The sequence below is a fragment of the Rhodococcus sp. P1Y genome, assembly GCF_003641205.1.
In the GTDB taxonomy this organism is placed as follows: Bacteria; Actinomycetota; Actinomycetes; order Mycobacteriales; family Mycobacteriaceae; genus Rhodococcoides.
In genome coordinates this window covers 2,284,731-2,300,118 of sequence record NZ_CP032762.1, presented here as the reverse complement: position 1 = coordinate 2,300,118, position 15,388 = coordinate 2,284,731, and the positions used below count along the sequence as shown (strand labels likewise).

At 64.4% G+C, this 15,388-nt stretch carries 16 protein-coding genes; 5 read left to right on the top strand and 11 right to left on the bottom strand.

Annotated features, from left to right (window positions below; genetic code table 11):
* Positions 1-28: 28 nt before the first annotated feature.
* A complete protein-coding gene (locus tag D8W71_RS10775; protein WP_080729195.1) occupies positions 29-1,201 on the top strand; it encodes a TDT family transporter in 1,173 nt (390 codons plus the stop codon).
* A 95-nt stretch (positions 1,202-1,296) separates the two neighbouring features.
* Positions 1,297-1,644, top strand: a complete 348-nt coding sequence (locus D8W71_RS10770; RefSeq protein ID WP_051364864.1) for a hypothetical protein — start codon at positions 1,297-1,299, stop codon at positions 1,642-1,644.
* Positions 1,645-1,675: 31 nt separating this feature from the next.
* Here the strand turns inward: D8W71_RS10770 and D8W71_RS10765 are convergent, their stop codons facing one another.
* From D8W71_RS10765 to D8W71_RS10725, 9 genes are all read right to left on the bottom strand, one after another.
* Positions 1,676-2,311 carry a uracil-DNA glycosylase gene (locus D8W71_RS10765; RefSeq protein WP_051364861.1) on the bottom strand — a complete coding sequence of 212 codons (636 nt, stop codon included), beginning with the start codon at positions 2,309-2,311 and terminating at the stop codon, positions 1,676-1,678.
* Between the two features lie 504 nt (positions 2,312-2,815).
* Complete coding sequence (locus D8W71_RS10760) at positions 2,816-3,493, bottom strand: zf-HC2 domain-containing protein (protein ID WP_027494239.1); 678 nt, start codon at positions 3,491-3,493, stop codon at positions 2,816-2,818.
* Positions 3,490-4,041, bottom strand: a complete 552-nt coding sequence (locus D8W71_RS10755) for a sigma-70 family RNA polymerase sigma factor (RefSeq protein ID WP_027494238.1) — start codon at positions 4,039-4,041, stop codon at positions 3,490-3,492. Before D8W71_RS10755 ends, D8W71_RS10760 begins: the two co-directional genes overlap by 4 nt.
* Positions 4,042-5,028: a DUF302 domain-containing protein gene (locus tag D8W71_RS10750; RefSeq protein ID WP_080729192.1), complete on the bottom strand. Its 987-nt coding sequence runs from the start codon at positions 5,026-5,028 to the stop codon at positions 4,042-4,044.
* Positions 5,029-5,287: 259 nt separating this feature from the next.
* A complete protein-coding gene (locus D8W71_RS10745) occupies positions 5,288-6,277 on the bottom strand; it encodes a hypothetical protein (RefSeq protein WP_052059180.1) in 990 nt (329 codons plus the stop codon).
* A 101-nt stretch (positions 6,278-6,378) separates the two neighbouring features.
* Entirely contained in the window at positions 6,379-7,551 is a 1,173-nt protein-coding gene (locus tag D8W71_RS10740) for a site-specific integrase (protein WP_027494235.1), read from the bottom strand.
* A gap of 534 nt (positions 7,552-8,085) precedes the next feature.
* Positions 8,086-9,318 (bottom strand): TniQ family protein, encoded by a 1,233-nt coding sequence (locus D8W71_RS10735; RefSeq protein WP_229745858.1) that lies wholly within the window; start codon positions 9,316-9,318, stop codon positions 8,086-8,088.
* Positions 9,315-10,253, bottom strand: a complete 939-nt coding sequence (locus D8W71_RS10730) for a TniB family NTP-binding protein (RefSeq protein ID WP_121113358.1) — start codon at positions 10,251-10,253, stop codon at positions 9,315-9,317. The genes D8W71_RS10735 and D8W71_RS10730 overlap by 4 nt, the downstream gene beginning before the upstream one ends.
* Before the next feature lie 4 nt (positions 10,254-10,257).
* Entirely contained in the window at positions 10,258-11,937 is a 1,680-nt protein-coding gene (locus D8W71_RS10725) for a Mu transposase C-terminal domain-containing protein (protein ID WP_094648402.1), read from the bottom strand.
* 185 nt (positions 11,938-12,122) lie between these two features.
* Between D8W71_RS10725 and D8W71_RS10720 the strand changes: the two genes are divergently transcribed.
* The 3 genes from D8W71_RS10720 to D8W71_RS10710 all read left to right on the top strand — a co-directional run bounded on the left by D8W71_RS10720 (position 12,123) and on the right by D8W71_RS10710 (position 13,934).
* Positions 12,123-12,719 carry a 5-formyltetrahydrofolate cyclo-ligase gene (locus D8W71_RS10720; RefSeq protein WP_121113356.1) on the top strand — a complete coding sequence of 199 codons (597 nt, stop codon included), beginning with the start codon at positions 12,123-12,125 and terminating at the stop codon, positions 12,717-12,719.
* An 87-nt stretch (positions 12,720-12,806) separates the two neighbouring features.
* Positions 12,807-13,136: an FmdB family zinc ribbon protein gene (locus tag D8W71_RS10715; RefSeq protein ID WP_121113354.1), complete on the top strand. Its 330-nt coding sequence runs from the start codon at positions 12,807-12,809 to the stop codon at positions 13,134-13,136.
* Positions 13,137-13,229: 93 nt separating this feature from the next.
* Complete coding sequence (locus tag D8W71_RS10710) at positions 13,230-13,934, top strand: SAF domain-containing protein (protein ID WP_121113352.1); 705 nt, start codon at positions 13,230-13,232, stop codon at positions 13,932-13,934.
* A 28-nt stretch (positions 13,935-13,962) separates the two neighbouring features.
* Here the strand turns inward: D8W71_RS10710 and D8W71_RS10705 are convergent, their stop codons facing one another.
* Positions 13,963-14,481 (bottom strand): hypothetical protein, encoded by a 519-nt coding sequence (locus tag D8W71_RS10705; protein ID WP_121113350.1) that lies wholly within the window; start codon positions 14,479-14,481, stop codon positions 13,963-13,965.
* A 136-nt stretch (positions 14,482-14,617) separates the two neighbouring features.
* Positions 14,618-15,379: an MspA family porin gene (locus D8W71_RS10700; protein WP_328588822.1), complete on the bottom strand. Its 762-nt coding sequence runs from the start codon at positions 15,377-15,379 to the stop codon at positions 14,618-14,620.
* Positions 15,380-15,388: the final 9 nt, after the last annotated feature.

Sequence of the window (15,388 nt, the reverse complement as noted above, 5' to 3'; positions counted from 1 at the left end):
ACGACTGTGTGCGAGGACGCTGGAAGTCATGACCACGACAGCTCTGCACCGCTCCTCCATCACGTCTCGGCGCGGCGACGATACCGAGCGGCCGCGCAAGTGGCCGGTGCTCTCCGACCTCGACCACCCGAGCCAGATCTTCGAACACATCACCCCCAACTGGTTCGCCTCGGTCATGGGCACCGGTATCGTCGCCAACGCCGCCGCCACCCTGCCCGCCCACATCCCCGGACTGCACGTGTTCGCAACGATCGTGTGGATCGCAGCGTCGGTCGCCTTGATCACACTCTCCGGTGCCTTCGCAGTGCACTGGATCCGACACCGGCAGTATGCGCGTGAGCACGCCGCGCATCCGGTGATGGTGCAGTTCTACGGCGCACCCCCCATGGCGCTGCTGACCGTCGGTGCCGGGACGATGCTGCTGGGCAAAGACGTCATCGGAGCGGCGCCCGCAACCGTGATTTTTGCCGTCCTGTGGACCGCTGGCACAGCCCTCGGGCTGATCACCAGCATTCTCGTGCCCTACCTGATGATCACCGCCCACGATCACCAGACCGCCGTCGCACTCCCGGCGTGGTTGATGCCCGTCGTACCGCCGATGGTGTCCGCCTCCACCGGTGCGCTGCTGCTCCCTCATATCGCGGATGGGCAATGGCGCCTGGCCATGCTGTCCGGTTGCTACGCGATGTTCGGGCTGTCACTGATCATCGGAATGCTGACCATGACGCTCATCTACGGACGGCTCGTCCACGGCGGAATCCCGCCGGTCCAGGCAGCACCGACGGTGTGGATCACCCTCGGCATGATCGGTCAATCGATCACCGCCGCGAACCTGCTCGGCAACGATGCACCCTTGGTGTTCACCGGCGAGACCGCCTCCGTCGCAACCGGCCTGCACGTGTTCGGCATTCTGTACGGACTGACGATGGGCGGCTTCGGCGTCTTGATGTTCACCCTCGCAACCGCCCTCACCATCCATGCCGCCCAGAAGGGACTGACATTCTCACTGACCTGGTGGTCGTTCACCTTCCCCATCGGCACCTGCGTCACCGGTGCCACTGCCCTCGGCGGCGCTCTGGGGTCGGCCGCGGTCGAGGCCCTTGCAATCGGACTGTATGCGGCCTTGCTCGCAGCCTGGGGCACAGTCGCCGCCCACACTCTCCGCGGCAGCGTGCAAGGAAAACTTTTTCAACCCAGCTGAACCGACCGCCGGGTAGTACCCACTCGGAACGCTGATACCGAACGAACAGCGTTGATCCAATCGACCACTGACCCCGGAAAGGACTCACGATCACGATGAACACACCGAATGCAGACACACCGACTTCCGATACCCCGAGACGGGGCAGCCGCGGACGCGTCTGGGCACGAGTCACCGAAAATTATCTGACCTGGCTGTTGCTGATGGCGGGAACAGCTGCTGCGGGGGCCTTTCTCACGGCCCTCGCCGGCGGGTTCGAGGGCTGGACCGTCGTCGCAGCGATCGTGACAGTGGTGCTGTTCGCGGGATGTTGGTTCTCATATCGAGACGGTGCACGCCGGGGTGCCGCCGAACCACACATCATCCAGTACCACCCCGACAGCCCGGACGAGGTGATCGACATCGACACCGACACCGGCGAACGCCAGCCCCACCAGGACTGACCGGTCGGAGGCAGCAGCAGCACGATCCGCCCTACCTCAGCACAGTGCGGGGTTCAGGTGCCTTCTCCAGGTGCGTTGCGACCGACAGTGCTGCGTTGATCAACCGCTGGCGAGCAGCCGCCGGTGCGTGTGCGTTGCGAGCCGAGGGGTGCGGTGCCGCTATCACCGGGAGGAGGCGGGTGGGAGCAGATGCAGTGATGACGCGCATGTAGCCATCGAGAGCCTTCGCACCAAGAACGAAAACCACCTCCAGTTTCGGCAGCAAGGCCATAAGCTCGCCGACATATGGGCCCGCCTCACCGAGAACGGATGCCGTCGGCGATACCGGATGACCGGCGTCATCGAGCACTGCCCACGGCACAATATTCCACTTGACGCACTGCACCCGGTCGATACCCGCGTCGGCGAACACCGATTTCAGCACGGGGTTCGTTCGATCTGGATTGTCGAACGAACACATGTTGGTCCCGCCCGGACGTATCGTTTTCGGCCCCGGAGACTCCAACAGCACCAGACAGCGAGCCGCGTCGCCGCCGTCGTCGGGATCGAACAGTGGAATGGACCGTGCAGTGTCGATCCTCCATCGCAACACCGACGCATTGAGTGAGCGGACCGGGGCATCGTGCGCTCGGGCGTGCTTTCCGGACCACACGTCATCATCTGTCATACGCCGCACTCACTGCTGACCCACGCCACACGTACTGCTGGCCATGGGGAAACGCACCGTGAGCCGTAGACGCCAGCTCTCGGTGGCTCGCCTCGACGACCACTGCTGAGCGTTTGACGACTCCGCTGCCTGAACACACCTATGAGATAACCACGACAGGCCGTGTGGTGCCTATTGCACCCGTCTTCTCATCGACTTCGATTCCAGATCAGGTCGGATACCCCCTAGGGTACTTACATACCCCCCTTGGTATATGCCACAGTGGGTACCGAACCGACCGAAAGTATGCACGACTTTTCTGGAATGAGTCCGGAAAACGAGCGACGGACCGATGCGGTGCGGCGAACGCAGAGCCAGCGCGTTCGGACTCGGATGTCGATCCGGGGTACGTCGTCAGCGTCCCGATCTCACTCGACCGCGGTCCAGCCGTTCGGGCGGCCACGCGACCGACACGCTGTCCGAGGCACCGCATCGAAACCTGCCCGTGTCCGTGACGACTCGGTCTCAGCGAGAGGCCCGCGCGATCGTGTTGCCCGCCGGATCGTCGATCACGATCGAGTGGATGTCCTCGACAGAAAGGGACGTTGCGCCGGTCACCGCTGCTGCTCGGCTCGCGGTGACCGACCATTGAGCTGCTTGTTGTCGAGTCCCGTCGTTGCCGACCACTTGCAGAGTGAGGATGCCTGCGCCGGGGAGTTGTTGAACGTCGACGTCGATCGATGTGCCCCAGGCTTTCGTGGTGAGCTCGAGGTCACCTGTGGCCCCGACGGTGCTCGACAGAACGAGCGGGCGGGCACCCGCATCGTTCACCGTTGTCGAATCGTCGGAGCGGGCGAGGGTACTGAGCGGGACGATCGCCGCAGCGACTCCCAGAACGAGGGTCGCCGACACCGCAGTCCACACTCGCCGCCGCCTCTTCTCGGAGGTCCGTTGATGCCTCATCGCGCTCAGCAGGTGGTCGAGTCGCTGGTCTGCACCGGCCGTCGAGTGCACCGGTGAGAGATCTGCTGGCTGCCTGCGACGTCGAAGCACTCCTGCGACGGGTGCCAGGACGTCGATTTCGGTTCGGCAGGCAAGGCAGTCGTCGAGGTGTCGTCGTACCGCTGCTCGGTCGTCGCGCTCGAGTCCGTCGAGTACGTACGCCCCGAGCAGTGGTCGGATCTCGTCGTGCGCTGAGCTCATGGAATCAATCCCAACTCGTCGAAGATCCGGCGTAGGGCACGCACAGCGTAATAGGAGCGGGACTTGACCGTGCCGACCGCGATATCGAGGTGCGCGGCCACTTCGGAGACGGTTCGACCCTCGTAGTAGATGAGCACGATGACTGCTCGATGCTCCTCGGACAACCGACGCAGCGACTCGTCTATGAGCCACCCGTCGAGGACCCCGCCCAATTCGTCGTCGATGCACTCGGCGGCGAGTGCGATCTGATCGTGGACGAGAGTCGGCCTGCTCGTGCTCGCCCGCCACTGATCGGTGAGTACGTTTCGCGCGATGGTCATGAGATAGGACCGCGTCGATGCTGCCGTCACATCGATGCGGTCGATCCCGCGCCACGCGCGCAACATCGTCTCCTGGACGATGTCCTCACACTGCTCGCGGGTCTGGGTGTAGCGGCTGACGAATCGAGTCACTGCGTGCTGGTGCTCGCGGAAGAGCGCCGACATGGCGACTTCGGACGCATCGACGAGCTGGTGGTTGTGCTGTGAGCCGGATTCGACACCGTCCACCTAACTGCCCGAGCCGGAAGCGGCATCGGTGAAACCGGTCGTGGCGGCGGCGACCATGTCGAGAACAGGATTGGTCGGCGAGATCGAATGCCGAGCGGCGAGTACACGGATATCGGGGTGAGCCACGTGAACGATCCCTTCGGCATCCTGCCACGCCACGTATCGGGCGGGGAGGTCGATCCCCATGGTCTGCTGCGCTCCGACCAGCGCAGTCGAGACCGCAGGATTACCGACGTAGGTGACCATGGTGGGCCTCAGAGGTGTCTCGGCAGCGGCGGACGCGAGATCGACGGTTGCGACTGTGGGCTGATTCTTGGCCGCGAACGCTGCCTCGTATCGGGCAATGGACGCTGCAACCGATGCATCACTGGTCTTCTCGACCAGGTATCCCGGCGCTGCGGACACATCGGTGCCCTCTGCGGCGGCCGCCGAGGATCCCGTCGCATCGGACGCGGTCGATGCCGAGCCGGCCCGGAGTCCGTCGAGGGCGTCGGACGAGACCGGGATGCCTGCGAGCGTCGCGATGTACTCGGCGGAGTTGTATGCCAGAAACACCGTTCCGTTGGCGGCCTGCCAGACCAGGTACTTCTGTGGAAGGTCGATCGCGGCCCGTTGGTCCGCGGCGATCAACGGCGACGCCGCTTTCGGATTCCCCCCGATCACCACGGTGGTCGGGCGGATCGTCTCACCTGCTCCCTGTGCCAACTTCTCGAAATCCACAGTGGCTGCCACAGCTCCCGCCGTCTCCAGCGCGCGCTGTACCCGAGAGACCGTGTCACTCACAGAGTAGTTACTGGCGTACACCACCAGTCCGGGTTCGGACGGTGCCACATCGGGTGTCGCAGCCTTCGCGTCCGCCGACGTGGACACCGGAGTGCTCGACACCGCCACCGAACCGGTGGGTTCGGTGGAACCGCACCCGGCGAGGGCGATCACCGCCGCCGACGCGAGCAGCGACGTTGCCATACGGAACCTTGAAGTGCTCATCACGTGTCCTGTCCTCGTGCCCACGCCAGCGGTGGGCTTCACTGTGGTGTACGCACACCGAGCCTGAGGGGTTCACCCGAACCGAAGTTCCCTCCGGCGATTGCTCCCGGAATGTCGGTGCACCGGAGGGCGACACAGTCGAGTTCACGCAAGCGGAGATCTGATCGATCGGTTCACCCCGGTCTCGTCGAGCGTCTCCACGCCACAGAAGCGGCCTGAACGGGTGCAGGGACCATCTTCGCGGCACGAACGGCCGACCTCACGGCGGCACTTCTGCCTCGACGAATTCGAGAAGCCGCTTCAACAGTGAATCCGCACGCTCTTCGACGTCGTCGAGCGTCGAATCGACGCCACCGAGTAGCTGGTGTGCGTCTCGGCGTGCCCGAGTCCCGTGTTCGTAGTAGCCGGGGTCGAGTAGCGAAGCCGAGGCGGGCTTGGGTACGAGATCTGTGCTCGGCTGCCGTGCCTGCACCGAATGGTGTCGGTGCACAGGTGCTCGTCCGTCCAGGTGCGCTCGAACGATGTCGGCGACCGCATGGGCGGTAAGTGCAGTCGCAGTCAGCGGGGTGTGACCCCACCGGTCGATTGCGGTCGACAGCGGCTGTCGACCGGCCGGATCGACGTACCGGTCGAATCCGCTGAGCCCGGTACCGCCCACGGCATCGAGAGCGTCGGCGAGCATTCGAGTGTTCGGGTACCGCGTGTGATGGCCCAGCACCTCCAACCAGCGCTGGAACACCGTCCGCGGCGAGATACCCGTCTCCATCAGTGCGAGAGGAGTGACGGTGCGAACGCCGCGGCCTGTGTCGATACGAAGGGCATCGATCCTCGGATCGGCGGTGACGTCGCAGGGCCGCAGGGCCGCGATCTGGGTGTACGGCAGACCGGTCGAGGCAAAGACCAGGACGAGGGCGTCTCGCCGCGCGAACAGTTCGGACGGCCAACCGGATTCGGGGAGGCGCGCGATGACGCCGCCGATCACGGCTGCCAGCTCGTGCAGGCGCGCCGTACGCGCCACGTCCAGCGCAGCCCGGACGACCTCCGCACGGCCCGGCTGGGGTAACAGGTGCCGGGAATGGGCGGCGTCGATCACCGCGATCCGGCGGCGCTGGGTCGTGGACGCCGCGGGGTGCGCCGAGAGGAACCGAGCAAGTGAATCCGGGGAGGCCGCCAGTGGTGTTTCGTCATGGGCGGTGCACCAGTCCTCGAACAGTGACCACGTGTGCCGATCCCGCTTCGGCACCGCCACGTTCGTGATATCCGCTGGTCGAATCGAACCGGTGCAGTCGTCGTGGTCAGCATCTACCCCGGTCGCCCTATCGGCGTTCACGGGTGAAGTCACACGCCCGGTCATAGACCGAGTTCGGTGACCGCGTTGCCGACCAGAGGGGCGTGCTCGCGGGCATATGTCTCGACCATTGCGGGTGTGGTGTGCCCGGTCTGGCGCATGATCGCATGTGCATCGGCACCGTTACGGAAGGCTTGGGTGACGAATCCTGCCCGCAGGGAATGGCCGCCGAGCTGCATGACAGTCTCGGGGTCGTACCCGGCGTGAGCTGCGCGGCGGCGGATCGCCGCATGGACCGCTGCCCCGGACAACACAGTGTCGGAGAGGTTGCCGTTCTTGCGGACAGACCGGAACAGCGGCGACCGTTTCTCGGCGGTCGGCAGGGTGCCGCGGCAGAGATGGGAGTCGAATTGTGCTGCGCGAGAAAGCAGTCGAATGACGGCGGCTCTGCCCCCGGTGTCGAACGCGGCGACGATCTGCAGCCATCGCACCCACGCGCAGACCGGGCAGGATTCGTGGCAGTCGGTGAACGGAAGCGCTTTCACCGTTCCGATGCCGGTTCCGTCCTGGTCGGTCTTCGATCTTCGGATCCGTACGTGCGCACCGTCGAGACGGTCGCGGCGCACATCGCGGCATTCCAGCGCTACGAGTTCGCTGCGTCGAAATGCGCCGGTGTATCCCATCAGCAGCAGCGCGGTGTCGCGGCGTTCGAGCACCTCCGACGCCCACCCCGCTGTAGTGCGTCGGGCGTGGTCGACGATCGTGGTGATGTCGGAGGTCAGCAGCGGTGCGCGCGGGTTGCGGGGCCGCTCCCCCGCCGACGCGTAGTCCCGCCGGATACCGGCGAGGGTGGCGCGCACCATCTCGTGCCCGCACGGGTTGTCGTGTCCGGTAGCGCGGTGGCGGTCGGCGATCGCCGCAATCCACTTGCCGAACGTCGCGGCCGCGTACGCCCGCGTCCCGTCGACGGTGAGCGTGTCGGCCGCGGCGACGAGGTAGGCCGCCACTGTCGCGGGATGCGCCGGCAACGCGTGGTGCCCGGCGACGGTGCACCAGGTCTCGAAGCGTCGCCACGCCGAGGTGTAGGCCCGGCGGGTACCGGTCGAGCGGGACGCGGCCATGGAACGCTCGATCCGAGCAGCAACCTCGGGCGGTAGGTCTGGAAACACCGCCGCGGCACCCGGCACGACAGCCGGGATCGTGGTCGGGCCGTCTACGAGCTGGCGATCTGTCATGGCTGGACTGTAGCGGGCCCTCCCGACAGACTTCTCAGGCCGAAAGCACGCTGAGCAGGCGTTTCCGCGGAGACGGTGCGGGAAGGAAAATTCTCGTCGGTCACCGCACAAATAACGTTGGTGACTATGACCCCGGCGCGAAAACGGGCTCCTCTGCTATCGCCGCGTGTGCGTCGCGTGTGAAGTGACACGCTGGTTGTCCAATTGACAGCCTTTCTGTCCAATCGTGACCAGGGCATGTCCACTCCTGAAGACCGCCCGCATGAAAGCTCCCCACGGCCGCGCTAGCTTCCTTGTCATCGCCGCAGGTCCAGACCCCCTCATCGCCAACACGAGGACGGGCTCCGGCTGGTCTTCACGTTGGACAACTTCACTGACAACACGCGCAGAGACCGAAGATTTTCGATCATTGGACAGGTTATTTGGCACCCGACCAGGCATTCCCCCAGCAACGCGGTGGACAACTACCTGGTCCGATTGGACAACTTCGGTGTCACTTCACATCGCGGACGACCCCGCTCCATCGGGCGAGAGCTATGTCGGCGGATGGTGCAGCGGGATCCCGTGGTCAAGGAACAGTTGCACCGTCTCATCCAGCTCCGCCGCGGTGCGGCACCCCATGCGCAGGAAGTTGTACAACGAACTGGCGGATGCGGGATCGACACGCGCCGCCGCGATGGCGGCCTCGGCCGCAGCGTGCGCGTCAGCCCACAGGTCGCGCTCGGGTGCGGGATAAGACGAGCGCGTCGGAGCTGTCCCGGGATCGACCGGCTCATAGGGTCGTGGGCTCAGCAGAGATGCGTGCGCACCGCCGGCATCGATCTCACCGCTCTCGACCAACGCAATGGCGATCGCCGCGGCCTTGAGGACTTTCGCCTGCTCGTCCCAGTGCAGGTCCTCGAACGGAACCCACGCGGTCCGCAACGGGCGAGAACGACCGGCGGCCTTCCAGATCGCAACGAGCCTCGTCGCCCACCGTCCGGTGCGAACCAGTGGCGAGGACACTTCGTCGACGACGGTGCGCAGAAGCCGGAACCACACTGCGGCATGTACCCGGCCTGGGCCGAGTTCCACCCATCCCGTCGTCAGGGCCTCGGTGCTGCGCCGATCGAGGTCCGTGACCGCCGAGGGAACCGGAACGGGCGAGACCCGTTCGTCCGAACCGAACCGGACCTGATCCCAGAAGATCGCATGACCAGGGAAAACAGAGCAGGGTTCGAGTCGACAACGGTGGTCGAGGCAGCTGCTCAGCACCGGATATTGCTGCAGCAGAGCCATGTTGATACCAGCAGTGGATTCGAGGCTGTCGACACATGCCGGGCATGCCCGACTACGCGGAGTGCTCGCCCACGGCAACCATGCCTCGCTCGTGGGTGTGCGACGTCGTCGATCCTCCCTCGCGAGGTCGGCCGGTAGCAGGATCGAGAACTGGTGGACGTAGGTGTCGAAGTCGCAGCCGGCGGGGTCGGTGCTGTCGAGCAGCCACGGTGTCCACCCCGCCAACGTCATCATCCGCACCCTCTCTACCGGGACTGCACCGCGACCGGCCAGCTCGGCAAGTATCGGCTCCGGTGTGTAGCGGTCGAGATCTTCGACAGCACAATCGATTTCGAGTTCTGCAAGAAGGTCAGAGGGCCTGATGTGCGGATACAGCTCGCATATCCGGGCCAACCATGACGAGAGGACCTCACCTGGCAGTGGCTGCGGGTGCAGCGGCCACGGGCGAACGTACGCATCACCGGGCATCGGTGCGAGCCGCGCGTTCACGCGAGGTGGCGTTCGAACTGGCGGCGTCGCTCCGTGGGGCCGAGGTACGGAGTGCGCGTGAGCACCGATGAGGTCATCGCTTCCTCTCCGCTGTCGACGGCGGTCACTGCTGCGGCAGTGAGCAACGTTGCCAGTTCACCGATGGTGCCCTCGGAGCGAGTAAGGAGGTAGTCGGTCATCTCCAGTGATGTCACGTGCGAGGGTTTGCGGAGGGGGAAGCTCGTGCTGAAGCTGGCCAGCAGTGATCTGGTGTCGGCAGTGTTGGTCCAGACCGGCAAAGTCATGGGATGGAATCGATTCTCCAACTGGGGATCGGTCCGGATGGCGAGGTAAGCATCACGGGTGCCGACAGCGACAAGAGGAATGCGTAGTTCGTTGCCCAAAAACCGCAGCACGTTCAAGAATTCGCGGCGCACGTTGTCGCGGCCGGCGAGAACATTGTGGAGCTCGTCGATGATCAACATCCGTACGCCGGTGACGCGGAGCAGCATCAATGCTTGCTGTTCGAGTTCGTGGACCCGATTGCGGGGCCTGGTCGGTGTTCCCAACGCTGTGAGCAGTGCGAGGTAGAACCGGCCGGGTGACGGGTCCGGGGGCATCTGCATGCACAACACCGGTATCTGCTCGCGATCGGACAAGCTGATCGGCGGATGAGTGCGCCGGAACTTTTCGATGATCATCGACTTGCCGTTGTTCGTCGGACCGAGCAACAGTAGGTTCGGCATACGCTGTCGGTCCGGCCACGACAACAACGTCTCCAGATGGTCGATGACCGTACGGGCCTGCGGATACCCAATCCACCTCTCCGACCGGATCAACCGGATCCTGTCCGCGTCGTCGAGTGCGGCGAGCGGACGAACCGACTCCCGCAGGTGCCCCAAATCCTCACCGGACGACTCGGTGGCTTCGTCGCTGCTTCCTGTCGATGCGGTCATCGGCTCACCATTCCTCGATATCGCTGAAGACCGGCGTTGCGGTGCCGCCGTCCGCTCGAGGCTCCACCGGCGGGTAGATCGCCGGGATCGGCGCAGACGCGGCGCCGGTGAGATGCATGCGGCGGGCACGGTTGCGCCGGGCTTTGCGGGTGGCTTTCTGCGAGCGGTCGGTGACCTCGCGCATCTGCTCGATCATCGAAAACAGTGCGCCCTCATCGACGTTCGACCGACCTTGTTCGCGGAGACGGGTGATAGCAGCTCTGTGCTCCCACAGTGTCACCGCGGGATGTGACATCGTCCGGTACGGCACCTCGACATAGCCGGCACCGTCTGGTTCGAGGACCCAGATTCTGCTCAAATCGCGTGGGTCACGTCGTATCACGAACCGCCCCAGATCCTCTCGCCGCGCAACCCACGGTTTGAGCGCGTTCGAGAAGTAGTGCACGTGATCGAGAACGAAGCCCGTACGCGTCAGACGTCGCCGGATGACGGGAAGAAAGTCCACCAGGAACGCGGTTTCGCCGAGCACCACACGAGGGGCATGACCAACTGCGGCGACCCCGCCGGCCCACACCGCGGCCGGAGTGTTCCCGATCCCTGCGTGAACACTCGCGTGATACGAGGCTATGGCCAGGACCAGCCAGCGTTCCAACTCACGCAATGTCAACGCCGCATGCTTGTCCGAGTCGTAGCTTCCTCGGTCCGCTGGGTTCGAGAAGGTGGTCCCAGGCAGCTCGTGCACCGCCGTCATCGCCGTCCCGATGATGCGTTCGACGATCCCGCCGTAGTGCGGTCGGCCCGGAGGACGGTATTCGAGGGTGATGGCGTGCTGGGCGCATCCGCGGCGCAGCGCTTCGCTTTTGAACTCGGAGGCGTTGTCGAGATACAACTGCTTCGGCTTCCCTGCCATCGGCCACTGCACCTGCTCAGCGAGCTCGCATGCCTCCAGCCATGTCTGCTTCTCGCAGCACACGCGGCCCAGGCACAACCCGACCGATATCGACGACGGCGGCTCCAAAGTGACGACGAACCCGAGTACGGAACGGCTGAAGACATCAATGGCGATCGTCAGGTAGGGGCGACCGATCGGTTGCCGCTCGTACTCGTCGACGATCATCACATCGACGACGGTGTGGTCGATCTGGACCTGATCGAGAATCCCCGCAACTGTCGGTGGACTGTCGCCGGCGGACTGACGCGGGCGGGCGGCATCGGGTCCTCCGCGGGACCTGGCCACCGATGCCGGATGGAGGGCGGCGATTCGTGCGGTGACGGTGTTTCTGGCCGGCACTGGCAGACCCGCGCGGTGACACGCCAGCGCGATACGTCGATGCAGCGCAGCGACACTCAACTTCTGGCGATGAAGAAAATATCGGGTGAGATGGTCGCCGATCAATTCCTCAACCTCAGCCGCTACTCGGCTGCGGCCACGCCCACCCGACGAGACCTTCGTCAGAAGATCGGTGACTGTCCCCGTCCCGTTCCTGAGCCTGCCGATCAACGTGTAGACCCGCCGCCTGGATAGTCCCAAGCGCTGCGCTGCAGCGTCGACCGCTTCCGAACGCACCGGATGCATCTCCAGCAAGGGAGCCAGGACACCGAAACGGGCCTCGGCCTGGGACCACCGCTCCCCCGACGCTGTCAGCACACCGGTCTCCACGATGGCGAGCTTGTCGGGGTCCATCACAAGCCTCCCCTATCACCGAGAGCCGAACGCGACCGTGCACCGCACTTCTGACATCAGAATGTCAGAAGACACGTGCACTCACCCTCGAAACGCCTGCAAAGAGTGCAGCCGTCTTCTGAAACTGACAGCGGATTCGCTCCGCGTGTGGTGGCTGTGGTCCATCAATGCATAAGCTCGAATTCATGACGCGCGAAGATTCCGTGACGCCGGTCTCCAAGGATGAGTGGCGACGCTATGTCCTGACTCGGCGTCGCTGCATCGATCCCGACGAGCGGGCCATGGAATCTTCGAGACTGTGTCATGCCGCAGCCGAATCGGCGCGCGGAGCAACAGCGGTAGCGGCGTACGTGCCGGTCGGAAGCGAGCCGGGCTCACTCGATCTGCTCGACGCACTTCGCTGCGAAACCCCCGCGGTCCTGGTGCCCGTGGCTGGAGAACCAGGCCCATTGCACTGGGCAGAGTACACAGGCAGAGACAATCTGCGCGGCGCTCCGTACGGATTGATGGAACCGACGGGTTCGGTACTGGACCCGGAGTCCGTCTCCGAGTGCACTCTCGTGTTCGTTCCCGCTCTGGCCGTAGATTTACGGGGAGTTCGCCTGGGACGGGGTGCGGGCTTCTACGACAGGACTCTCGATCTCGTCGGCCCGGAAGTTCCGATCGTCGCGATCGTGCGGGACGGAGAACTCGTAGACGCGTTGCCCGAGGAACCGCACGACCGTCGGTGTACTCACGCGCTGACGCCGAACCGTGGCCTGGTCGCGCTGAACAGGGAATAGTCCGCCGAATAGCTGCGTTGGCAGTCATGACTGTAGAGTGCTAATGCTCTCTCCATATCAGGAGTTGACCAGCGCGGAGGAACATCGATGCCCACCTATTCGTACGCCTGCACCGAATGCGACAACCGATTCGACATCGTGCAGTCGTTCAGTGACGACTCGTTGACTGTGTGCCCGCAGTGCACGGGCAAGCTTCGTAAGCTGTTCAACTCGGTTGGAATCGTGTTCAAGGGCAGCGGATTCTACCGGACCGACAGCCGCGGCGGATCGAGCACAGTAAGCGAAAGCGCAGGCGAGTCCAAGAGCGACTCGGCGCCCGCCAAGACCGAGTCGACGCCGGCGAAGGCCGCCTCGAGCAGCGATTCTTCGTCTTCGAGCAGCTCGTCTTCGACGACGAAGGCTGCCGCCAGCTCGTAGGTTTTTCGCACTTTGTCCACAGGCCCCGGCTTTATCCACAGCCGGGGCCTGTTCGGTCGGTTGCCGAGGCCGGAGCCCCGCTAGTTTCTGCCCATGCCCCGCACTCCCAGTTCGCCTCGCACTTCCGGTTCTCGGACAACCACCAGCAACAAGTCCTCGCGTCTCGACGCCACGCTGTTCGACCGTCTTTCCGCCCGTCCGGCTTGGGCGCGGCCACTGATGTTGCGCCGGATTGCCGCCGGAATTCTCGCGGCTGCGGGGATCGTCGTTTTCGCCCGTGACTCGGTCGTCGAGGATCAGGTACCCGTCGTGGTCGCAGCGCGTGATCTGACGCCGGGAGTTCAGCTGGCCGCTGCCGACATCGGTGTCAAAGAGTTCTCGCCCTCGACGGTTCCCGACGGGGCGTCGAGCGATACCGGTGACGTGCTGACGCACACCGTCGCTGGACCGGTGCGGGCGGGCGAGCCGCTCACCGACGTTCGGATTCTGTCCTCACGACTCGCGCAGGCGACGATCGACGTTCCCGACGCCCGCGTGGTCCCCATCCGCCTCAGCGACGCAGGAGTCACGGACCTGCTCCGCTCGGGCGACACCGTCGACGTCCTGACGGTCGGCGAAGGAGACGACGACCGGACCGCACGGGTCCTGGCGTCCGACGCAGTGGTGGTCCTGGTCTCGTCCGACGGGGATCGGCAGCGGAGTCAGGATCGAGTGGTGTTGGTAGCCATGTCGGCCCAGGATGCAACAACCGTCGCCGCCGCATCCCTCGTCAGCGCCCTGACCGTGACGCTCCGTTAAGTAGAGATCTCGCTAGACGGTGATCTCGCTAGACGGTAGCTGCGAGGCCGTCGTCGGAGGCTTTGACTTCTTCGTCGTCCTCGGCCTGCTGTGATGGGTTGTCCAACTGGCCGACGAACGTCGCGAAGTTGGTGAACACCAACGCACCGATTGTGTCTGTGAACACGATACGAAGAGCGAAAACATCGGCGTCGCCGTCGCACTCGTGCGTTTCGATGAACACGTCACTGTGCAGGACGTCGTCGGACCGCATCGGGCGGTGCTCGACAACACGCTGGTCGGACAGCCTCAGCACGTAGGAATCGAAGTCCGCGAAGACGTTCCGAAGGACATGTAGAGCCGCGGACGTACCCAGGTTGCGATACGCCTCGTCCCGGTGCGCGTAATCCTCGACATCGGTCTGGGTGGGAAAAAGTAGCAGCAGCGCGGACCGATCTTCCGGTGCGACAATGGGATCGTGAAAGACCGACAGGCGGTGACGCCTACCGATTTCGGCGTCGATCCAGTCGCCTGACGGTGCAGCATCCCCTGCTCTGTGACGTCCCATAGCGGAGATACTATCCTGCCAGGTCGTCGAGCACTAACTCTGTTGGAAATCACAATCAGCTTGTTTGTGCTACGGAAACACTTCCGGCGACGATGCGTATCGCATCGTCGCCGGAAGTGTTCAGGAGCCTTACGTATCAGCCGATGCTGAAGGGCTGTCCCCACAGCGTCACGGTAGAGGTGACGGCATCGTTGTCGATGGTGACGTTGACGTACGAGCGAGCTTCGGCGAAGCCAGCACAACCGGAGACACTCAAGGTTTCGTCGGCGAAGGTGAAACCGCCTCCGTTGCCGGAGAAGTCGAAGCTGTTCGACACCTCGGTCGCGACGGTCACGCCGTCGATCTTGGCGTCGGTTTCGTCCGCAACGAGCTTGACGTCGTTGAGCTGGCCGGGAGCGAGGTCCAAGTTGACTCCTGCACCGATGTCGTACGTGTTCGGCTGCGTGCGAGTGATTCCGAGATCCAAAGTTCCGGGCTCGAGGCTGATGGTGTTGCCCTGCCCGAACGAGCCTTCAACGCCACCGCTGATACCGGCGGCGAAATCGACCTGGCATCCGACGAGGAAACCGGGCTCGATGGATCCGCCGCCGGGGTTGGACGTCTCGACGGTGTAGTTACCGGTCACCCACACGTTGCGCTGAGTCGGCGTGGCACCCATCGACGGTGAGATGAGGCCGCTCTGACCGAATCCCTTGATCGTCACCGTAGTTCCGTCGACGAGCGTCTTAGAGATCTCATTGTCGGCCAACGGCACGAACGTATCGGCGCTTGCTGCACCTGCCGACCAGAATCCGATCGCAATGGCGCCAACGGCGCCCAGAGCCGCAATGCGGGCGGCTGCGCTCTTGTTGTTCTTCAACTTGACTGTTCCCCTCGTGATGTCCTGCGAAGTATTCATCGGCCGGCG